General features: G+C 73.9%; 19 protein-coding genes. 11 read left to right on the forward strand and 8 right to left on the reverse strand.

Annotated features, from left to right (window positions below; genetic code table 11):
* The first annotated feature begins 76 nt into the window (after positions 1-76).
* The 7 genes from ACZ4V6_RS27205 to ACZ4V6_RS27235 all read left to right on the forward strand — a co-directional run bounded on the left by ACZ4V6_RS27205 (position 77) and on the right by ACZ4V6_RS27235 (position 5,610).
* Positions 77-1,078 carry an SDR family NAD(P)-dependent oxidoreductase gene (locus ACZ4V6_RS27205; RefSeq protein WP_467832363.1) on the forward strand — a complete coding sequence of 334 codons (1,002 nt, stop codon included), beginning with the start codon at positions 77-79 and terminating at the stop codon, positions 1,076-1,078.
* A 32-nt stretch (positions 1,079-1,110) separates the two neighbouring features.
* Positions 1,111-1,824: a nucleotidyltransferase family protein gene (locus ACZ4V6_RS27210; RefSeq protein WP_467832365.1), complete on the forward strand. Its 714-nt coding sequence runs from the start codon at positions 1,111-1,113 to the stop codon at positions 1,822-1,824.
* 7 nt (positions 1,825-1,831) lie between these two features.
* Positions 1,832-2,758, forward strand: a complete 927-nt coding sequence (locus ACZ4V6_RS27215; protein ID WP_467832370.1) for an NAD-dependent epimerase/dehydratase family protein — start codon at positions 1,832-1,834, stop codon at positions 2,756-2,758.
* Positions 2,755-3,417 (forward strand): spherulation-specific family 4 protein, encoded by a 663-nt coding sequence (locus ACZ4V6_RS27220; protein ID WP_467832373.1) that lies wholly within the window; start codon positions 2,755-2,757, stop codon positions 3,415-3,417. Before ACZ4V6_RS27215 ends, ACZ4V6_RS27220 begins: the two co-directional genes overlap by 4 nt.
* Complete coding sequence (locus ACZ4V6_RS27225; protein WP_467832376.1) at positions 3,414-4,223, forward strand: endo alpha-1,4 polygalactosaminidase; 810 nt, start codon at positions 3,414-3,416, stop codon at positions 4,221-4,223. Before ACZ4V6_RS27220 ends, ACZ4V6_RS27225 begins: the two co-directional genes overlap by 4 nt.
* Positions 4,224-4,248: 25 nt before the next feature.
* Complete coding sequence (locus tag ACZ4V6_RS27230) at positions 4,249-4,578, forward strand: antibiotic biosynthesis monooxygenase family protein (protein WP_467832379.1); 330 nt, start codon at positions 4,249-4,251, stop codon at positions 4,576-4,578.
* 297 nt (positions 4,579-4,875) lie between these two features.
* Positions 4,876-5,610: a dienelactone hydrolase family protein gene (locus ACZ4V6_RS27235; RefSeq protein ID WP_467832382.1), complete on the forward strand. Its 735-nt coding sequence runs from the start codon at positions 4,876-4,878 to the stop codon at positions 5,608-5,610.
* Between the two features lie 85 nt (positions 5,611-5,695).
* Here ACZ4V6_RS27235 and ACZ4V6_RS27240 read toward each other — a convergent pair whose 3' ends face one another.
* Complete coding sequence (locus ACZ4V6_RS27240) at positions 5,696-9,070, reverse strand: pyruvate carboxylase (protein WP_467832385.1); 3,375 nt, start codon at positions 9,068-9,070, stop codon at positions 5,696-5,698.
* A gap of 351 nt (positions 9,071-9,421) precedes the next feature.
* On the opposite strand from ACZ4V6_RS27240, the gene ACZ4V6_RS27245 reads away from it, so the two are divergent.
* A complete protein-coding gene (locus ACZ4V6_RS27245) occupies positions 9,422-10,225 on the forward strand; it encodes a CAP domain-containing protein (RefSeq protein ID WP_467832389.1) in 804 nt (267 codons plus the stop codon).
* A gap of 6 nt (positions 10,226-10,231) precedes the next feature.
* On the opposite strand, the gene ACZ4V6_RS27250 is transcribed toward ACZ4V6_RS27245, so the two are convergent.
* The 6 genes from ACZ4V6_RS27250 to ACZ4V6_RS27275 all read right to left on the reverse strand — a co-directional run bounded on the left by ACZ4V6_RS27250 (position 10,232) and on the right by ACZ4V6_RS27275 (position 16,321).
* A complete protein-coding gene (locus ACZ4V6_RS27250) occupies positions 10,232-11,539 on the reverse strand; it encodes a sensor histidine kinase (protein WP_467832392.1) in 1,308 nt (435 codons plus the stop codon).
* Positions 11,536-12,225: a response regulator transcription factor gene (locus ACZ4V6_RS27255; protein WP_467832396.1), complete on the reverse strand. Its 690-nt coding sequence runs from the start codon at positions 12,223-12,225 to the stop codon at positions 11,536-11,538. Before ACZ4V6_RS27255 ends, ACZ4V6_RS27250 begins: the two co-directional genes overlap by 4 nt.
* Positions 12,226-12,278: 53 nt before the next feature.
* Entirely contained in the window at positions 12,279-12,560 is a 282-nt protein-coding gene (locus ACZ4V6_RS27260; protein WP_467832399.1) for a hypothetical protein, read from the reverse strand.
* A gap of 60 nt (positions 12,561-12,620) precedes the next feature.
* The gene (locus ACZ4V6_RS27265; RefSeq protein ID WP_467832401.1) at positions 12,621-12,848 is read right to left on the reverse strand and encodes a hypothetical protein; all 228 of its coding nucleotides are present in this window, start codon (positions 12,846-12,848) and stop codon (positions 12,621-12,623) included.
* 59 nt (positions 12,849-12,907) lie between these two features.
* Entirely contained in the window at positions 12,908-14,572 is a 1,665-nt protein-coding gene (locus tag ACZ4V6_RS27270; RefSeq protein ID WP_467832403.1) for a cellulase family glycosylhydrolase, read from the reverse strand.
* A 204-nt stretch (positions 14,573-14,776) separates the two neighbouring features.
* A complete protein-coding gene (locus ACZ4V6_RS27275; RefSeq protein ID WP_467832405.1) occupies positions 14,777-16,321 on the reverse strand; it encodes an alpha/beta hydrolase in 1,545 nt (514 codons plus the stop codon).
* Positions 16,322-16,419: 98 nt separating this feature from the next.
* On the opposite strand from ACZ4V6_RS27275, the gene ACZ4V6_RS27280 reads away from it, so the two are divergent.
* Complete coding sequence (locus ACZ4V6_RS27280) at positions 16,420-17,358, forward strand: MerR family transcriptional regulator (protein ID WP_467832409.1); 939 nt, start codon at positions 16,420-16,422, stop codon at positions 17,356-17,358.
* Between the two features lie 23 nt (positions 17,359-17,381).
* On the opposite strand, the gene ACZ4V6_RS27285 is transcribed toward ACZ4V6_RS27280, so the two are convergent.
* Complete coding sequence (locus ACZ4V6_RS27285) at positions 17,382-17,648, reverse strand: hypothetical protein (protein WP_467832410.1); 267 nt, start codon at positions 17,646-17,648, stop codon at positions 17,382-17,384.
* A gap of 264 nt (positions 17,649-17,912) precedes the next feature.
* Here ACZ4V6_RS27285 and ACZ4V6_RS27290 point away from each other — a divergent pair, with 264 nt between their 5' ends.
* A complete protein-coding gene (locus ACZ4V6_RS27290) occupies positions 17,913-19,013 on the forward strand; it encodes a DUF475 domain-containing protein (RefSeq protein ID WP_467832412.1) in 1,101 nt (366 codons plus the stop codon).
* 121 nt (positions 19,014-19,134) lie between these two features.
* Positions 19,135-19,557 (forward strand): DUF350 domain-containing protein, encoded by a 423-nt coding sequence (locus tag ACZ4V6_RS27295; RefSeq protein WP_467832415.1) that lies wholly within the window; start codon positions 19,135-19,137, stop codon positions 19,555-19,557.
* Positions 19,558-19,578: the final 21 nt, after the last annotated feature.

Genomic DNA, 19,578 nt, shown 5'->3' on the forward strand with positions numbered 1-19,578 from the left:
GGCACCACCGCCGACGTCCCCCGCGGCCCGTCGTCCGATCCACCACCGCACCGCTCACCGACCGGAAGGACCCCGCGTGACCTCCACACCGCTCGCCGCCGTCACCGGAGCCGAGGGATTCATCGGCTCGCACCTCACCGAGGCGCTCGTCGCCTCCGGGCACCGGGTGAGGGCCATGGCGCAGTACAACTCCTTCTCCTCCTACGGCTGGCTGGAGACCCTCTCCCCCGACGTCCTCGACCAGGTCGAGATCGTCCTCGGCGACGTCCGCGACCCCGGCTCGGTCCGGCACCTGGTGGAGGGCGCCGACTGCGTGTACCACCTGGCCGCCCTCATCGCGATCCCGTACTCCTACCGGGCGCCGCACAGTTACGTGGACACCAACGTCACCGGCACCCTGAACGTGCTGGAGGCGGTGCGCGCCCAGGGCACGCCCCGGCTGGTGCACACCTCCACCAGCGAGACGTACGGCACCGCGCAGACGGTGCCGATCACCGAGGACCACCCGATCAACACGCAGTCCCCGTACGCCGCTTCGAAGGCGGGCGGGGACCGGCTGGCCGACAGCTACCACGCCAGCTTCGACACCCCGGTGGTGACGCTGCGGCCCTTCAACACCTACGGTCCCCGGCAGTCCATGCGGGCGGTGATCCCCACCGTCATCGGCCAGGTGGCCGCCGGGGAACGGACCATCACCCTAGGAGACCTGCGCCCCACCCGGGACTTCACCTTCGTCAAGGACACCGCGCAGGCCTTCCTCGCGGTGGGCACCGCGCCCGCCGAGCGGGTCGTGGGCCGCACCTTCAACGCCGGCACCGGCGGCGAGATCTCGGTCGGCGACCTGGTGGCGCTCATCGGCAAGGTGATGGACACCGCGCTCGACGTGCGGGAGGACGCCCAGCGGCTGCGGCCGGCCAACTCCGAGGTGATGCGGCTGGTCGCGGACGCGAGCCGGCTGCGGGAGGCGACCGGCTGGGAGCCGGCGCACGACCTGGAGCAGGGCCTCGCACACACGGTGGAGTTCTTCCGCGACCCGGCCAACCTGGCCCGCTACAAGACCGGCATCTACAACATCTGACCCGACCGGCACGTTGACCGAGGGGGAACCTCATGCACGCAGTGATCCTGGCCGGCGGCAAGGGCGTCCGGCTGCGGCCCTACACGACCGCGCTGCCCAAGCCGCTCGTGCCCATCGGCGACCAGCACGCCATCCTGGAGATCGTCCTGCGCCAGCTCGCCTCGGCCGGGTTCACCGGCTGCACGATCGCCATAGGACACCTCGGTGAGATCATCCGCGCCTACGTCGGCGACGGCTCCCAGTGGGGCCTGACCGTGGACTACTCCACGGAGGAGAGCCCGCTGGGCACGATGGGGCCGCTGCTGACGATGCGCGAGCGGCTGCCGGAGCACTTCCTGGTGATGAACGGCGACGTCCTCACCGACCTCGACTACGCCGACGTCCTGCGCCGGCACGAAGGCTCCGGCGCCCCGCTGACCATCGCCACGTACGCCCGCAAGGTGCACATCGACTTCGGGGTGCTGACCACCGACGCCAGCAAGGTCGTGGGGTTCACCGAGAAGCCCAGCATGGACTACCGCGTCTCCATGGGCGTGTACGGGCTGTCCCGGGCGACCCTCGACGGCTACACCGCCGGACTGCCGCTGGGCTTCGACGAGCTGGTGCTGGACCTGCTGCGGGCCGGCGACCCGCCGCACGCCTACGAGTTCGACGGGTACTGGCTCGACATCGGCCGCCCGGACGACTACGACCGGGCGAACGCCGAGTTCACCAGCCGCAAGTCCCTGCTGCTCAAGGGAGCCTGAGCACCGCATGCGCATCCTCGTTGTGGGCTTCACCGGTTATCTGGGCGCCCATGTCGCCGAGCGGCTCCGTGCCCTGCCGGGCGCGCGGGTCCTCGGCGGCGGCCGCTCGCCCGGCGCCGACGTTCCGGTCGACCTGGCCGCCGGCTCCGTCGACGGGCTGGCCCGGGCCCTGGCGGCGGCGGCGCCCGACGCCGTCGTCAACTGCGCGGGCGCCACCGGCGGTGACGCGGTGGCGCTCGCCGAGCTCAACGCCCGCGGCCCCGCGGTCCTGTGCGCGGCACTGCGCCGGGCCGCTCCCGCGGCCCGGCTGGTCCACCTCGGCTCGGCCGCCGAGTACGGGCCGGGCGAGGCCCTCGTCAAGGTGACGGAGTCGGCGCCCACCCGTCCCCTCACCGCCTACGGGGCCACCAAGCTCGCCGGCACGGTCACGGTCACCGCCTCCGGTCTGGACGCGGTGGTCCTGCGCGTCGGCAACCCGGTGGGCCCCGGCGCCCCGGCCACCGGCCTGCCCGGCCGGGTCACCGCGCTGCTGCGGGAGGCGGGCACGGACCCGGGCGCGGTGCTGCGGCTCGGTGACCTGTCGGCGTACCGGGACTTCGTCGACGTGCGCGACGTCGCGGGGGCGGTGGAGCGGGCGGTGACCTCGCCCGGCCCGGTGCCCGGGATCCTCAACGTCGGCGGCGGGGACGCCGTGCCGGTGCGCGACCTGGTGCGGGTGCTGGCGGAGACGGCCGGTTTCCGCGGGCGCATCGAGGAACGGGGGGACGGCTCCGCCCGTTCGGGGGAGGTGTCCTGGCAGTGCTCCGACATCTCCGCCGCGCGGGCCGCGCTCGGCTGGGAGCCGTCGTACGCGCTCGGCGAGTCGTTGGCCGCGCTGTGGTCGGCAAAGGCGCGGCCACCGTCCCTCCCCGTGGAGAGCGACGTGGCGTCGTGAGCCTGCTGATCCCGCTGTACGTCCACCCCGCCGAGGACCCGGGCGCCTGGCACCGGCTGATCACCGCGGCCGACCGCACGTACGGCGTCGTGATCAACCCCGCGAACGGGCCGGGCGAGGCGCCCGATCCGGCGTTCACCGCGGCGGCCGGGGCGCTGCGCGCGGCGGGCGCCCGGCTGCTGGGCTACGTCGACACGGACTACGGCACCCGCCCCGCGGCCGACGTCGTCGAGGACGCCCGGCGGCACCGGGAGTGGTACGCGGCCGACGGGTGTTTCCTGGACCGGGTGAGCGCGGCCAGGAGCGAACTGCCCGCCCACAAGACGCTGGTGCGTGTCCTGCGGCGGCAGGGCACGACGTGCGTCGTGCTGAACCCGGGGGTCCACCCGGCGCCCGGCTACGCCCGGCTCGCCGACCTGGTCGTCACCTTCGAGGGGCCCTGGTCCACCTACGTGTCGGCGTTCAGCCGGCCCGACTGGACGCGTCGGCACCCGTCCGAGCGGTTCTGCCACCTGGTGTACGGCGTCCCGGAGGCCCTGGCCCCGCTCGCCGTGCGCACCGCCCGCGAGCGGGGTGCCGCGGTCAGCGGGCCCGTCACGGGAGAGCCGCCCAACCCGTGGGCCCGCCTGACGCCCGTCCTGACCGGAGCGCGGCGATGAGGAGGGGGCCGGCCGCCCTGCTGACCGCGCTGCTCCTCGCGGTGGTGGCCGGCTGTTCGGGGGGCGGGGGCGGGCAGGACCGCGGTCCGGACCCCACGCCCCGCCGGGAGCTGTGGCAGCCGCGCCCCGGGCTGGCCTGGCAGTGGCAGCTGGACGGGAGGGTGGATCCGTCGGCCGACGTCCCGGTCTACGACATCGACGGCTTCGAGAACGGCGCGGCGGACGTGGCCCGCCTCCACCGCGCCGGACGCAAGGTGATCTGCTACATCAACGTGGGCGCCTGGGAGAGCTTCCGCCCGGACAGGGACGACTTCCCCCGGGCGGTGCTGGGGGCGCCCAACGGCTGGCAGGGCGAGCGGTGGCTCGACATCCGCCGCGTCTCCGTGCTGCGGCCGATCATGGAGCGGCGGTTCGACATGTGCCGGGACAAGGGGTTCGACGCGGTGGAACCCGACCTGGTGGAGGGGTACGGCAACGAGACGGGCTTCCCGCTCACCGCGCGGGACCAGCTGGCGTACAACCGCATGATCGCCGAGATCGCGCACGAGCGCGGCCTGTCCGTGGGGCTCAAGAACGACCTGCCGCAGATCCCGCAGCTGGTGGACGACTTCGACTTCGCGGTCAACGAGGAGTGCGCGCAGTACGGCGAGTGCGAGCGGCTGACGCCGTTCGTCGAGGCCGGCAAGGCGGTCTTCCACGTCGAGTACGCCGAGCCGCCCGGCCGCTTCTGCCCGCAGTCGCGCCGGCTGGGGCTCTCGTCGATGCTGAAGAAGCCGGAGCTCGGGGTCTGGCGCCGGGCCTGTTGACCACGGAGTACGGCAGGATGGAGCCATGAGCGTAGTCAAGATCAACGTACTGACCGTGCCGGCCGAGCAGCGCGAGACGCTGGAGAAGCGCTTCGCCTCGCGGGCCCACGCGGTGGAGAGCTCCGACGGCTTCGAGTGGTTCGAGCTCCTGCGCCCCGTCGAGGGCACCGACTCCTACCTCGTCTACACGCGGTGGCGCGACGAGGAGTCCTTCCAGGCGTGGATGGAGGGCCCCATGAAGGCGGCGCACCAGGGCGGCGGCGCGGAGGGCGGCGAACGTCCCAAGCCGGCGGCGAGCGGATCCACGCTGTGGTCGTTCGAGGTGGTGCAGCAGGCGGCTCCGAAGGGCGAGTAGCTCTCGGCGGGGCGGGCTCGACGGCGTCGGCCGCCGGCCCGCCCCGCGTCCGTCTCCTTCGTCAACCTCATGGCGAGGTGCGGGTGTTGGCGTTGGCGTGGTGCGGTGGACTATGTTGCCGACATGACTACCGGGACGGCGTTGCGCCACACACGGATCGGTGACCCGGTGCTCCGCTGAGCGCCGTACGGGTCGGCAGGGGCCCGCTGTTCGATCGTGGAGCCCGCGCTGCCGCGCGGGCTCCGCCTCCGTCGTGTTGATCCGAGGCTCGGCACATCGACCACGACAGGAGAACCCATGCCCACCAAGATGCTGCACATCCCCACCGCGGACGGCCAGGCCGATGCCTTCGCCGCGTTTCCCGACGACGGCGAGCGGCACCCAGGGGTGGTGATGTACCCGGACGGCTTCGGCATCCGGCCGGTGCTGCGGGAGATGGCCCGCGAACTGGCCGGGCACGGGTACTACGTACTCGTCCCCAACGTCTTCTACCGGCACGGCCCGGCGCCGGTCGTCGAGCTTCCGGCGTTCATCGACGAGGAAGCCCGGCCCGCGGTCTTCGCCCGGCTGATGCCCCTGATCGAGGCGCATACCGCCGACCGTGTCCTGCGGGACGCCGACGCCTACCTCGGGTTTCTCACCGCCCAGCCCGAGGCCGACGCCGGACCGGTCGCGGTGACCGGCTACTGCATCGGCGGCCTCCTGGCGACGCGCACCGCCGCCGCCCACCCCGGCCGGGTGGCCGCCCTCGCCGCGTTCCACGCTCCCGTTGGCGCGGCCGGGCCCGACGCTCTCGCCGCCGTCACCGCCCGGGTCCACTTCGGCCACGCGTCGTCCGACCTGACGCCCGAGGCACTGCGCGAGCTCAACCAGGCCCTGGACGACGCGAAGGTCGACCACACCTCCGAGATCTACCCCGGCACCGTCCACGGCTTCACCATGGCCGACACCGACGCCTTCGACCCCGCCGCCCTGCGGCTGCACTGGGACCGCCTGCTCCCCCTCCTCGCCCGCGCCCTCGCCCACGACTGAGCCTGCGGCCCGGACACCACGAGGAGAACGCGGCGGTGGCGCCCAGGGCCGGTCCGGTCCTGGGCGCCACCGCCGTCGCGTCGGCTCAGCTCAGCTCGACGAGGAGGTCGCCGCCCTCGACCTGCTGGATGCGGTTGATGGCCAGCCTGCCGACGGTCCCGGACCTGGGCGCGGTGATGGCGGCCTCCATCTTCATCGCCTCGATGGTGGCCACGGTGGCACCGGCCTCCACCGCGTCGCCCTCGGCGACGGCGAGGGTCACCACGCCGGCGAAGGGCGCCGCGACGTGGCCCGGGTTGCCCCGGTCGGCCTTCTCGGTGACCGGGACGTCGGAGGCCGCCGCGCGGTCGCGGACCTGGATGGGCCGCAACTGGCCGTTGAGCGTGGACATCACGGTGCGCATGCCGCGTTCGTCGGCGTCGCCGACGGCCTGGAGCTCGATGAGCAGCCGCACACCGGGGTCGAGGTCGACCGTGTACTCCTTGCCCGGACGCAGTCCGTAGAAGAAGTCCTTGCTGTCCAGCACGCTGGTGTCGCCGTAGGTGCCGCGGTGGGCGTCGAACTCGCGCGCCGGGCCGGGGAACAGCAACCGGTTGAGCGTGGCCCTGCGGTCCTTGGCCAGACCGGTGCGGTCGTCGGCGCTCAGCTCCGCCACCGGCTTGGCCTCGGCGCGGCCCCGCAGCGCCTTGGTGCGGAACGGCTCGGGCCAGCCCCCGGGCGGGGTGCCCAGCTCGCCGCGCAGGAAGCCGATCACCGAGTCGGGGATGTCGAACCGGTCGGGCTCCGCCTCGAAGTCGGCCGGGGAGACACCGGCGCCCACCAGGTGGAGGGCGAGGTCGCCGACCACCTTCGAGGAGGGCGTGACCTTCACCAGGCGGCCCAGCATGCGGTCGGCGGCGGCGTACATCGCCTCGATGTCCTCGAAGCGGTCGCCCAGGCCCAGCGCGATGGCCTGGGTGCGCAGGTTGGAGAGCTGGCCGCCGGGGATCTCGTGGTGGTAGACGCGCCCGGTCGGCGAGGCGAGGCCCGCCTCGAAGGGCGCGTAGACCTTGCGGACGCTCTCCCAGTACGGCTCCAGGTCTCCGACGGCCTGGAGGTCGAGGCCGGTGGGCCGCTCGGTGTGGTCGGTGGCGGCGACGATCGCCGACAGCGACGGCTGCGAGGTGGTGCCCGCCATGGACGCCACCGCCCCGTCCACCGCGTCCGCGCCGGCCTGGACCGCGGCGAGGTAGGTGGCGAGCTGGCCGCCGGTGGTGTCGTGGGTGTGCAGGTGCACCGGCAGGTCGAACTCGCGGCGCAGCGCGGAGACGAGGGTGGCGGCGGCCGGGGCGCGCAGCAGGCCGGCCATGTCCTTGACGGCCAGCACGTGGGCGCCCGCGTTCACGATCTTCTCGGCGAGCCGCAGGTAGTAGTCGAGGGTGTAGAGCCGCTCCGAGGGGTCGGACAGGTCGGCGGTGTAGCACAGGGCCACCTCCGCGACCGTCGAGCCGGTCTCGCGCACGGCGTCGATGGCGGGCCGCATCTGGTCGACGTCGTTGAGGGCGTCGAAGATGCGGAAGACGTCGATGCCGGTGGCCGCGGCCTCCTGCACGAAGGCGTCGGTGACCTCGGTCGGGTACGGGGTGTAGCCCACGGTGTTGCGGCCGCGCAGCAGCATCTGGAGGCAGATGTTGGGCACGGCCTCGCGCAGGGCGGCCAGCCGCTCCCACGGGTCCTCGGCGAGGAAGCGCAGCGCGACGTCGTAGGTGGCGCCGCCCCAGCACTCCAGGGACAGCAGCTGCGGCAGGGTGCGGGCGACCACGGGGGCGACGGCGAGCATGTCCTTGGTGCGCACCCGGGTGGCGAGCAGCGACTGGTGGGCGTCGCGGAACGTGGTGTCGGTGACGCCGATGGTGGGCGACTCGCGCAGCCAGTGGGCGAAGCCCTCGGGGCCGAGCTCGGCGAGCCGCTGCCGGGAACCGGCCGGGGGTTCACCGGCGGGCAGCGGCGGCAGCTTGGTCAACGGGTCGATCAGTTCGGGGCGCTCGCCGTGCGGCTTGTTGACCGTGACGTCGGCGAGGTAGGTCAGCAGTTTGGTGCCGCGGTCGGCCGACTGCCGGGCGGTGAGCAGGTGCGGGCGCTGCTCGATGAACGAGGTGGTGACGTGGCCGGCCTGGAAGTCGGGGTCGTCCAGGACCGCCTGGAGGAAGGGGATGTTGGTGGCGACGCCGCGGATGCGGAACTCGGCCACGGCGCGCCGGGCGCGGTTCACGGCGGTGCCGAAGTCGCGGCCCCGGCAGGAGAGCTTGACCAGCATCGAGTCGAAGTGGGCGCTGATCTCCGTACCGGCGTGGGTGGTTCCGCCGTCGAGGCGGATGCCCGAGCCGCCCGGCGAGCGGTAGGCGCTGATCGTGCCGGTGTCCGGGCGGAAGCCGTTGGCGGGGTCCTCGGTGGTGATGCGGCACTGGAGGGCGGCGCCGCGCAGGGTGATGCTCTCCTGGGCGAGGCCGAGGTCGGCCAGGGTCTCGCCGGCGGCGATCCGCAGCTGGGACTGGACGAGGTCGACGTCGGTGACCTCCTCGGTGACCGTGTGCTCGACCTGGATGCGCGGGTTCATCTCGATGAAGACGTGGTTGCCGTCGCGGTCGACGAGGAACTCGACGGTGCCGGCGTTGCGGTAGCCGATCTGCCGGGCGAACCTCACGGCGTCGGCGCAGATCCGCTCGCGCAGCCGGGGGTCGAGGTTGGGGGCGGGCGCCAGCTCGATCACCTTCTGGTGACGGCGCTGCACCGAGCAGTCCCGCTCGAAGAGGTGGATGACGCCGCCCTGCCCGTCGGCGAGGATCTGCACCTCGATGTGGCGGGGTTCGACGACCGCCTTCTCCAGGAAGACCGTGGAGTCGCCGAACGCGGACGCGGCCTCGCGGGACGCCGCCTCGATGGACTCGCGCAGCTGGGCGGGGTCCTCGACGCGGCGCATGCCGCGGCCGCCGCCGCCCGCGACGGCCTTGACGAACACGGGGAAGCCGATGGAGTCGGCGGCGCGGACGAGTTCGTCGACGTCGGTGGAGGGGGCGGAGGAGCCGAGGACCGGTACCCCGGCCTCACGGGCGGCGGCCACGGCACGGGCCTTGTTGCCGGTCAGCTCCAGGATCTGCGCGCTCGGTCCGACGAACGTGATGCCCGCCTCCTCGCAGGCCCGGGCGAGCTCGGGGTTCTCGGACAGAAACCCGTAACCCGGGTAGACCGCGTCCGCCCCCGCGCGGCGTGCCGCGCGGACGATCTCCTCGACGGAGAGGTAGGCGCGCACCGGGTGCCCCGGCTCCCCGATCTCGTACGCCTCGTCGGCCTTGAGCCGGTGCAGCGAGTTGCGGTCCTCGTGCGGGAAGACCGCGACGGTGCGCGCGCCCAGCTCGTAGCCTGCGCGGAACGCGCGAATCGCGATCTCACCGCGGTTGGCGACCAGCACCTTGCGGAACATTCTGGATCCCTTCAGCCTGCCGGTGACGGAAGACCATCGTGTCGGCGGCACCGCCGGTACGCCATGTGAGCCGGGCCACTCCCGGGGCCTCCCCCGGGCCCCGGCTTCCTCAGCGGACTCTGTCGGCTTCCTTAAGGCTTCTTGAAGATGCCCTCCGACGGGCGTATCCGCACGGTGCCCGTCCTAGGCTCTCGGCAACCCCCCACGGTCCCGGTGGACGCGCTCGCGTCCACCGGGTCTCCCGCTGCCGACCGACAAGCCGAGGTGTCCTGCCGCATGGGTTCCCGCCGAGCCGCTCGCCCGTCCCGTTCCCACGCCCGTCCCCATCGCGGGCCGGGGAGGCGCGGCACCGTGCTGGTGCTCGGCGTCGCCGTCACGGCGGGCCTCGGGATCACCCTGGCCGTGACCGGGGGCGAGGACGGCGCTCCCGCGGACCGGGTCACGGTGAGTTCCGCCGGCGAGGGGCCGCGCACCGAGGAGACGGCGGGGGGCGCGGCGGCGGTCTCCCCGTCGGCGAGCCCGGGTGCCACGGCGGGCGCCTCGCCCCGGGCGGGCGCGACGCCCGGCGCCGAGCCGTCGAGGACGGCGAGCCCGTCCGCCGGGCGGACGGAGAAGTCCCCCCGGCCCGCGTCCACGGCTTCCGCGAGGGCGACGGTGAGGAGCGGATCCGACCGGCCCGCGGGAGGCGGCGGCGCGGGTTCCGGCAGCGGACCGGGTTCCGGCTCGGCACCGGGTCCGGACTCGGCACCGGGTCCGGGGGCCGGCGGGGCGGGTGGGGCCGAGGCGCAGGTCCTCGCGCTCGTCAACGAGGAGCGGGCCGCGGCCGGCTGCTCGCCGGTCACGGCGAACGACCGGCTGACCCGGGCCGCCGACGACTACAGCGACGTCATGGCCGCGAGCGGGGTGATGTCCCACACCGGGCCCGACGGCTCCACGATGGCGAGCCGGGTCGAGGCCGCCGGCTACGCGTGGTCCACGCTCGGCGAGAACATAGCCCGGGGGCAGTCCGACGCCGCCTCGGTGATGGAGTCGTGGATGAACAGCCCGGGGCACCGGGCGAACATACTCAACTGTTCCTTCGAGGAGCTGGGGGTCGGCGTGCACTTCGGCGACGGCGGCCCCTGGTGGACGCAGGACTTCGGCGCGGGCCGCTGAGGCCGGTCAGCGCCCGGCGCCGGCGAGCGCGAACGACACCCGCACCCGCGCGCCGCCCAGCGGTGAGCGGGTGATCGCCAGCTCGCCGTCCGCCGCGCGGGCCGCCCGGGCCACGATGTCCAGGCCGAGCCCGGTGGACCCGCCGACGCTGACGCCCCGGGTGAGCGCGGCCTCGGGATCCGCGACGCCCGGCCCGGCGTCGTCCACGGTGAGGAGCACGTGCCGGTCGGCCCGCTCCACGCGGACGGCGAAGGCCGTGCCCTCGGGGGTGTGCCGGAAGACGTTGCCGATCAGGGCGTCGACGACGGCCGCCAGGTCGTCCTCGGAGAAGGCGACCGGCGTGGGGCGCGGGGTGAAGGACCGCTCGTAGGGCCGTTCCTGCTGGGCGGCCAGGACCGACCAGAAGTCCAGGCGCATGGCGACCACCTCGGCCGCGTCGCTCCCCTTCGCCGTGCCCGCGCCCCCGCCGAGCTGGGCGGCGGCCAAGGGCGTACGGGCCGCCGCGATGATCGCGTCGAGTTCGCTCTCCAGCTGCCCGGCGGCCTCCGTGACCCGCCGGGCGCCGGGCGTCGCGCCCATCCGGTCGGCCTCCAGGTAGAGGGCGGTCAGCGGGGTGCGCAGCCGGTGGGAGAGGTCGGCGACCAGTTCCCGTTCGACGGCGAGCAGGTCGACCACCCGGTCGGCCATGGTGTTGAACGCCGCACCGGCCTCCTGCAGCTCGGGCGGGCCGTCCGGTTCCACGCGTACGTCGAGGTCGCCGGCGCCGAGGGCCAGCGAGGCGCGCTTCAGGCTCCGGGAGGAACGCACGACGCGGGCGCCGAGCCGGTCGGCGACCAGTACCGAGCCGCCGACCAGGCCGAGCGCGAGGAGCGCCATCACGCCCCAGGAGGCGGCCACGCCGCGGGTCAGGTCGGCGGCCGGTACGTAGGCCTCCACGACGGCGACCCGGTCGCCGCGCAGGACGACGGGCTGGAGGTAGACCCAGCCGTCGGCGGTGTCCACGGCGAGCGTCTCGCGTCCGCGCACCGCCCGGTCGAGGGCGTCCTCGGGCGCGTGCGGGGTGCCGACGAAGCCGCCGTCGGGCAGCCGCACCACGAGCTGGTCCGGGGAGCCGAGCTCGGTGACGGCCTGCTGCACGTCGGCGCGCCGGGTGGTGAGGGCGAGCACCGGGGAGAGGGCGGCGGCCCGCTGCTCGGCGGCGGTGGTGACCCGGTCGCGGGCCTGTTCGCGCACGAGGAGGGCGAGCGGTACGAGGAAGGACAGGGCCACCATCGAGGTGACGGCCAGGGCGATGCCGGCGAGGGCACGCCTCATGGCGAGCCGACCAGTTTGATGCCGATGCCGCGCACGGTCTGCAGGTAGCGGGGTTCTCGCGCCTTCTCGCCCATCTTGCGGCGGAGCGCGGAGAGGTGGACGTCCACCGTCTGGTCCTCCAGATACGGCTGCTGCCACACCTCGGTGAGTATCCGCTGCCTCGACATGACCTGGTCGGCGTGGGCGGCCAGGTAGGCGAGCAGGTCGAACTCGCGGCGCGTCAGGGGGAGTTCGCGCCCGGCGAGGTGGGCGGTGCGGGCGGTGGGGTCGATGCGCAGCTCACCGACCCGGACGACGGGCGGCCGTGCGGCGCGTGCGTCGGCGGGCGCGGACCGGCGCAGCACGGCGGCGAGGCGGGCCGCGAGCTGGCCGCCGGAGAAGGGCTTGACCAGGTAGTCGTCGGCTCCGGCGTTGAGCAGCCGGATGATCTCGGACTCGTCGTCCCGCGCGGTGGCGACCAGCACGGGCACGCGGGAGATGCCCCGGATCATGCGGAGCACGTCGAGCCCGTCGAGGTCGGGCAGCCCGAGGTCGAGCACCACGATGTCCGGCGGGCTCTTGGTGATCTCGCGCAGCGCCTCGAAACCCTGGTGAGCGGTCTTGACCGCGTGGCCGTGTCCGGCCAGGACCTCGATCAGCGCGGCCCGGATCACGGGGTCGTCCTCGACGACGAGTACACAGGCCATGGGCAGGCACGTTAGCCGGTCCGTCACCATGGTGTCGTGTCCCGTCTCCTGCGTTACCTGCTCATCTGGCTGTCGTGCACGGCGGCCAGCGTCACGGCCGTCATCCTCACCATCCACTTCGTGGTGGGCTCGACCCGGCCCACCGCGCCGGTCGCGCAGTCGGCGCCGCCGCAGGAGCTCCCGGTGCCGCCGCGGCCCGCGCCGTCGCCGAGCCCGAAGCCCTCCTCCCCCAGCCCTTCGCCCACCGGCGAGAAGCCCCGCCCGACGCCTTCCCGCACTCGTGAGGAGCCGCCCGAGCCGAGTCCGGAGCCGACGACGCCGGCCGCCCCCGCCACCTCCCCGCCACCTCCGGCGGGCGGGGGCGGGCGGGGGTGCGAGGAGGGCGGCACGGGTGTCTACACGGTGCCCTCGCAGGGCGGCAGGGCGACCGTGCGCTTCGGGGACGGCGGGGTGTGCCTGGTGTCGGCGGTGCCGGAACAGGGCTTCACGGTGAGTACGGACCAGGGCGCGGCCGAGACGCTGACGGTGACCTTCTCGGCGAGCCGCCACCGGTCGGAGATCACCGCGACGACCGAACCGCGCAGCCAGGCCAGTGTGCGGGAGGTCTCGTTCTGACGCCTCACGGGCGTCCTGTGCCGGCCGTCCGGAGGAGGGCCCTCGGACGGCCGGCGGGCGTGAGGGGTCAGGCGACGGCACAGGCCGATCCGTTGAGGCGGAACGCGGTCGGGGCGGTGTTCGCGGCGCCCTTCCCGGCGATGAATCCCAGGGTGACCGAGCCACCGGCGGGGATGGTGGAGGTGTAGGAGGCGGGGGTGACGCTCACCGTGCCGGCGTGCTGGGCGGGGGTGCCTCCCCACATGTTCGTGACGGTCTGGCCGTCGGCGAAGGCGAAGGCGAGCGTCCAGGTGCCGAGGGGTGCGGCGCCGGTGTTGCGGACGGTGATCTCGCCCTGGAAGCCGCCCGGCCACTCGCCCACGACGCGGTAGCCGATCGAGCAGGTGCCGGTGCTCCGGCCGGTGCTGACGCTCACGGTCGCCGAGCGGGCCGAGCGGTTGCCCGCCGCGTCGCGGGCGCGGACGGCGAAGGAGTAGGCGGTGTCCGGGGTGAGGCCGGTCACGGTCACGGTGCCGGTGGTGCTCGTGGCGATCGTGGTCTCGGTGGCGCCGTCGACGCGGACGACGTCGTAGCCGGTGACGCCCACGTCGTCGGTGGCCGCGCCCCAGGCGAGGGTGACCGAGGTGTCCGTCACCGCGGAGACGGTCGGGGTGCCGGGGGCGGTGGGGGCCTGGGTGTCCTGCGGGGCGCCGTCCGCGTAGACGGTGGCTTCCTCCGCGGTCCGGGCGATGCCGTCGGCGCCGTGGAAGACGCGCTCGCCCCAGGCGCTGAGACGACCGGGGTCGAAGTCGGTCGCGAGGTCGAGCACCGGATCGGTGTTGCCGCTCCAGGACCAGGCGAGGTAGCCGAGGTCCAGCTGCTCGGCGGCGGCCATCACGGTGTCCTCGTCGGGGTCGCCGTACTGGTCGGCGGGGCCGCCGAACTCGCCGATGAGGAGGGGCAGTTTCGCGTCGGCGAAGGCGTGCAGGTAGTCGGTGATCTCCTGGGCGGTGTCGAAGACGCTGTACATGTGGATGGAGAAGATCAGGTTGCCGGTGGGATCGGCGTCGTGGACGGTCCGGGCGTTGTCCCGCATGACGCCTTGCCAGTCCTGACCCCAGTTGGGCGCGTCCACCATGATCACGTGCTGGAGACCGGCGGCGCGCAGTTTCTTCACGGCCGCGATCGTGGGCTCGGTCCAGCCGGCCGGATTCGTGTTGCCCCAGGGCTCGTTGCCGATGTTGACGACGACGTGGCCCTCCTCGCCGGCGAGCACGTCCTTCAGGCCGATCCAGTAGTCGGCCGCGTGGTCGAGCGTGCCGGCCGCCGCGTCCTCGCCGTAGCCGGTGGTGTCGTGCACCTCCAGGACGCAGATCAGCCGGTTGGCCTTGCACTGGCCGATGACGGCCGCCACGTCCGCCGGGCCGTTCTCGCTCCAGCGGTGGCCGTCGGACAGGACGACCCGGACGGTGTTGGCGCCGAGCGCCTTGATGTCGGCCAGCGACCGGGTCCGGTCCGGGTACCAGGTGTGGGCGTGGTTGACCCCGCGCATGACGAAGTCGTTGCCGTCGGCCTCGAGCAGCCGGCCGTCGTCGATGTGCAGACCGGTCGCGACGGCGCGGGCCGGTGGCGGCGCGGCCTCGGCGGCGCCGGGGCACAGGGCCCCGACGACGGCGACGCAGATCAGTGCCGCCGTCGTGGCCCAGAGGCGGGGTGAAAGGTTTCCGCGAGCGGCGGTTCCTGCTGTTCGCACGGCGACTCCAGGGCGTGAGGGGGAGTGACGCGGGACCGAGGAAGCATGGGAGCGCTCCCATGAAGTGCTCCCATGAAACGCATCATGCCGCGTACACGTCAAGATGGCGGACGTGCCGCGCTCCCTCCGGCGGGACGGCCCAGGAGCGTGTCGTCGCCCCGTGGACCGGTGTTCCCCCCCGGTCCGCGGGGCGGCGGCGGAACGTCACCGCCGCAGGTGCTCCAGCACCGCGCGCATCGCCCGGCGCACCGCGTCGCGCGACTCGTCGGTCACGTCGCGGGTCTCGAAGCCGTGGTGGCCGTGCGGCACGTCCACCACCTCGACGCCCGCCCCGCACTCCTCGGCCGCCGCCAGGAACTCCTCGACGCGGGCGGCGATCTCGGGCATCTCCAGCCCCACCCGGGTGAGGACCACGGGCAGGTCGCCGGCCTTCGCCACCGCACGCACCGGATGGAACCGGGTGCCGGACATCCCCCAGTTCGGCAGGGGCGCCAGGACCGGGTAGGTGGCCGCCAGGCAGCGCAGCCACGGCGGCGGCGCGCCCAGCCAGTCGGCGGCGATCAGCCCGCCCCCCGAGAAGAACCACAGCGCGACGCGGTCCGCGTCCACCCGGGGATCGGCCCGGATCCGCTCCACCGCGCCGGCCACGTCCGCGGCGGCCCGCTCGTAGTCGGAGAGGTCGTGCAGCCGGTGGGCGACGACCGCTCCCACCACTCCGCTGCCGGCCGCGTAGCCGGCGTACCCCGTCAGCGTGGGCCAGTCCCTGGGCTCCGGCCTGGCGTCGGCGGGTACCGGACCGCCGTGCACGAACACCATCGCCGGTCGCGGGCCGTCGGCATCGGGAAGGTACAGGTCCACGTTCCCCGTACGCTCCCGGGGGACTTCGGGCAGGTCCAGCAGGAACGGCCGCGGCGGGGCGGGCGGTTCGGCCGTGTCGGCCGGCGCCTGCAGCCGGTGCCCCTCGCCCGCGGCGGCCCGCAGCAGGACGTCCGCCAGGTCGGCGGGGCAGGACAGCATGGGCCAGTGCCCGGTGGGGAGTTCGAAGAAGGACACCCGGGGGTCGACGAGGGCGCGCAGGGCCGGGTCACCGAACCCGACCAGCATCTGGACCATCTCGATGTTCGAGCCGTTGACGGTGCACAGCACGCCGGTGGAGGGCACCTCCGCCACCGCGCCGGTCAGCCGGAGCGGCTGGAGCAGGGTGCCGAGCGGCTGCGGGGCGGCGAGGGCGGTGAGCCGGTCCAGCGCCGCGTCGGAGAGGCCGGCCGTGCTGCCCCAGCGCTCCCACGCGTCGCGGGCCGGGGGCGGCAGCTCCCCCTCGGCGCCCGCTCCCCCGCCGGACCCGGCGCGCCCGGCCAGCCGCTCGCGCAGCGACTGGTCCGGGACGGCGGCCAGGGCCGGGGCGCCGTCGCGCGGCATCGCCGAGTCCAGGTACACGATCCGGTCGATCCGCTCGGCCCGCCGGTCGGCCGCGCCGAGGGCGGGGTGGATGCCGTAGCCGTGACCGACCAGCACGATCCCCCCGTCGTCCGCCGCCCCCTCCTGCGCGCCGACCGCGTCGATCACCGCGAGCACGTCCGCGATGTGCGTCTCCAGGTCGGTGCCGGCCGGCGCGGCGCCTCGCGGCCCGTCGAGCCCGGTGAGGGGCACCGGGTGCGCCACCGCGCCCGCGGCGGTCAGGTGTGCCGCGGTGTTCTCCCACACGTGTGTGCCGGTGAACATGCCCGGCACGAGAATGAACGCGGTCATGGTCTGTCCTCCGTCTCCTCCGTACGCGACCGGCGCACCGGTCCGGGGCCCCTCGGGGCTCGCCGGTACGGTAGGAACTCCCCCTGAGGGAGGTTCAAGTGTTCGTGGCCGGGGACGGGTTGTGCGGGATCGGTGAGCTCGCCGAGCGGGCGGGCGTCACGGTCAAGACCGTCCGCTTCTACTCGGACCGCGGTCTGCTGCCGGAGGCGTCCCGCAGCGCCGGCGGGCACCGTCGGTACGGTCCGGAGGCTCTCGGCAGGCTGCGTCTGATCCGTTCGCTGCGGGCCCTCGGGCTGGCGGTGCCCGAGGTGCGCCGCGTGCTCGACGAGGAGGACGGAGCGGGCGGCGTGCTGGAGGACGCCGTCGCCGGGCGGCTGCGGGAGGTCGGTTCCGAGCTCAGGGCGTTGCGCTGGCGGGAGGCGGCGCTGCGGCTGGTGCACGAGTGCCCGCCCGGGGAGCGTGCCGAGCGGCTGAGGCTGGTCGGCACGGTGGCCTCCCCGCCGAGCACGGCGCCACTGGTCCGGTTCTGGCGCGGCTGGCTGCCGCCGCGGATGCCGGCCCGGGCGACCACCGCGTTCCTCGAGGTGGCGGTGCCCCGGCCGCCCGACGATCCGGCCCCCGCCCAGGTCCTCGCCTTCGCCCGGCTCAACGCCCTCACGCTCGCCCCGTGCCCGGGCACCGCGCAGCCGCAGCCCGAGGCGCACCGGGCCGCCGGGGCGCACGGCGCCGCGGTGCTCTACGCGGGGCTGGCCGAGGCGTACGAGCTGGCGGGGGCGCCGTTGCGCCGAGGCGTGGACCCGCACGCGGGTGAGGCCCTGGACTGCTTCGTGAACGCCTACACGAGCGCGTACGGCGTCCGTGACACTCCGGACTTCCGTCGTGTGCTGGCCCGGCAGCTCGCCGCGGACCCGCGGATCGACCGCTACTGGGAGCTGGTGGCCGATGTGATCACCCCGCCGGGCGCCCGGCCGGAGCCGACGCCCGGTGCCGCGCACGACTGGCTCTTCGCCGCGCTCCGGGCGCAGGCGGCGGCCTGAGCGGCCCGCCCGCGGGGGCACGGTCAGGGCACGTCGCCCCGCCAGTCGAAGCGACGGGGGTCGCCGGGCCTCGGCCCGTAGACGGACCGGCCGCCCGGGCCGTAGCGGCCTATCTCCGTCGCCAGTGCCACTGCCTGGTCGCGTTCGTCCTCGGCGAGGTCGGTGACGTCCAGCAGCAGCCCGTCCAGGGGGCCGCCGACCAGGTGCGCGTACGCGCGCCCCGTCCGCGGCCCGGCGTCGTCGTGGTCGGCGCCGTAGACCCGGCCTCGCATGAACTCCACCTCATCCATGGCAGGCAGCCTCGCATCCGCCACTGACAACGCGGACGGACGGGCCGGGGGCGGGCCGCCGGGAGACAGGGACTGCGGGTGGCGGCGCGGCCGTCCCTCGCCGCGCCGCCGTGCACCGCACCATCCCGCGGGGTCGGGTACCCGCGGGCCTCCCGTCCACGCATCCGCCGTACCGGCGGACGATCGTGGTAGACAACGGGGGTGGTGGGCACCGGCAAGGACATGCTGTGACCGGCACAGCGCGACGACAGGAATGAGTGGCCCGTGCTTGTGAAGACGTTCCGCTGGGCTTTCGCCGTCACCGCCCTCGGCCTCGCCGCGGGAGTGCTCTACGACGGGTGGACCGCCCTCGGCCTGGTGGCGATCCTCGCCGTCCTGGAGGTCTCGCTGTCCTTCGACAACGCGGTGATCAACGCCGGGATCCTGAAGAAGATGAACGCCTTCTGGCAGAAGATCTTCCTCACCGTCGGCATCGTGATCGCCGTGTTCGGCATGCGTCTGGTCTTCCCGGTCGTCATCGTGGCCATCAGCGCCAAACTCGGACCGATCGAGGCCGTCGACCTCGCCCTCACCGACAAGGACCGCTACCAGGAGCTGGTCACCGACGCCCACCCGTCGATCGCCGCCTTCGGTGGCATGTTCCTGCTGATGATCTTCCTCGACTTCGTCCTCGAGGACCGGGACGTCAAGTGGCTGAGCGTCGTCGAACGGCCGCTGGCCAAGCTCGGCAGGGTCGACATGCTGTCGGTCTGCGTCGCCCTGATCGTGCTGCTCGTCTCCTCGACGACCTTCGCCGCCCACGCCCACCAGCACGGCGGCGCCCACGCCGACAAGGCGCAGACGGTCCTCATCTCCGGGATCGCCGGTCTGATCACCTACATGGTCGTCCACGGCCTCTCCGCGTACTTCGAGAACCGGCTCGAAGCGGAGGAGGAACGCGAGCACGAGGCCGAGGAGGAGGCCGAACGCTCCGGCGGGTCCCGCACGGCGGCCGCCCTGACCGGCAAGGCCGCGTTCTTCATGTTCCTCTACCTGGAGGTGCTGGACGCGTCGTTCTCCTTCGACGGCGTCATCGGCGCCTTCGCCATCACCAACGACATCGTCCTGATGGCCCTCGGCCTGGGCATCGGCGCCATGTACGTGCGGTCCCTGACCGTCTACCTGGTGCGCCAGGGCACCCTCGACGACTACGTCTACCTGGAGCACGGCGCCCACTACGCCATCGGCGCCCTCGCCGTCATCCTGCTGGTCACCATCCGGTACGAGATCAGCGAGATCGTCACCGGCCTCATCGGCGTGGTCTTGATCGGCTGGTCCTTCTTCTCCTCCGTGCGCCGCAACAGGGCGCTCGCGGCGGCCGGCTGACGCCGTTTCCGGACGGGACCGCCGTCCCGCGGCGCCCGTGACACCGAACAGGTGCGCTACATTTTGCATCGCCTCGACCGCGATCACTCACGATCACTCACGCTACGGAGCCGACAACCCCATGAGCGACATCGTCAACGGACTCGGCCGTGCCACCGCCTACGGGGTGCTGGGCCTGGTCCTGTTGGTCCTCGGCATCGTCCTGGTGGACGCGCTGACGCCCGGGAAGCTCGGCCGGCAGATCTGGGAGCAGCGCAACCGCAACGCCGCGCTGGTGCTCAGCTCGGCGCTGCTCGGTGTCGGCGGCATCGTGTTCACGTCGATCTGGACCACGTACGAGGACTTCGGCAAGGGCCTGGTGTCGACCGCGGCGTTCGGACTGCTGGGACTGGTCATGATGGCCCTGGCGTTCCTGGTGGTGGACGTGATCACCCCGGGGCGTCTGGGCGCGACGCTGGTCGAGCCGGAGCCGCACCCGGCGGTCTGGGTGACGGCGTGCTGCAACCTCGCGGTGTCGGCCGTCGTCTCGGCCTCCATCGCCTGACACCCGCGCCCGGGGCGGCCC

The sequence above is a fragment of the Streptomyces sp. NPDC029152 genome, assembly GCF_055564355.1.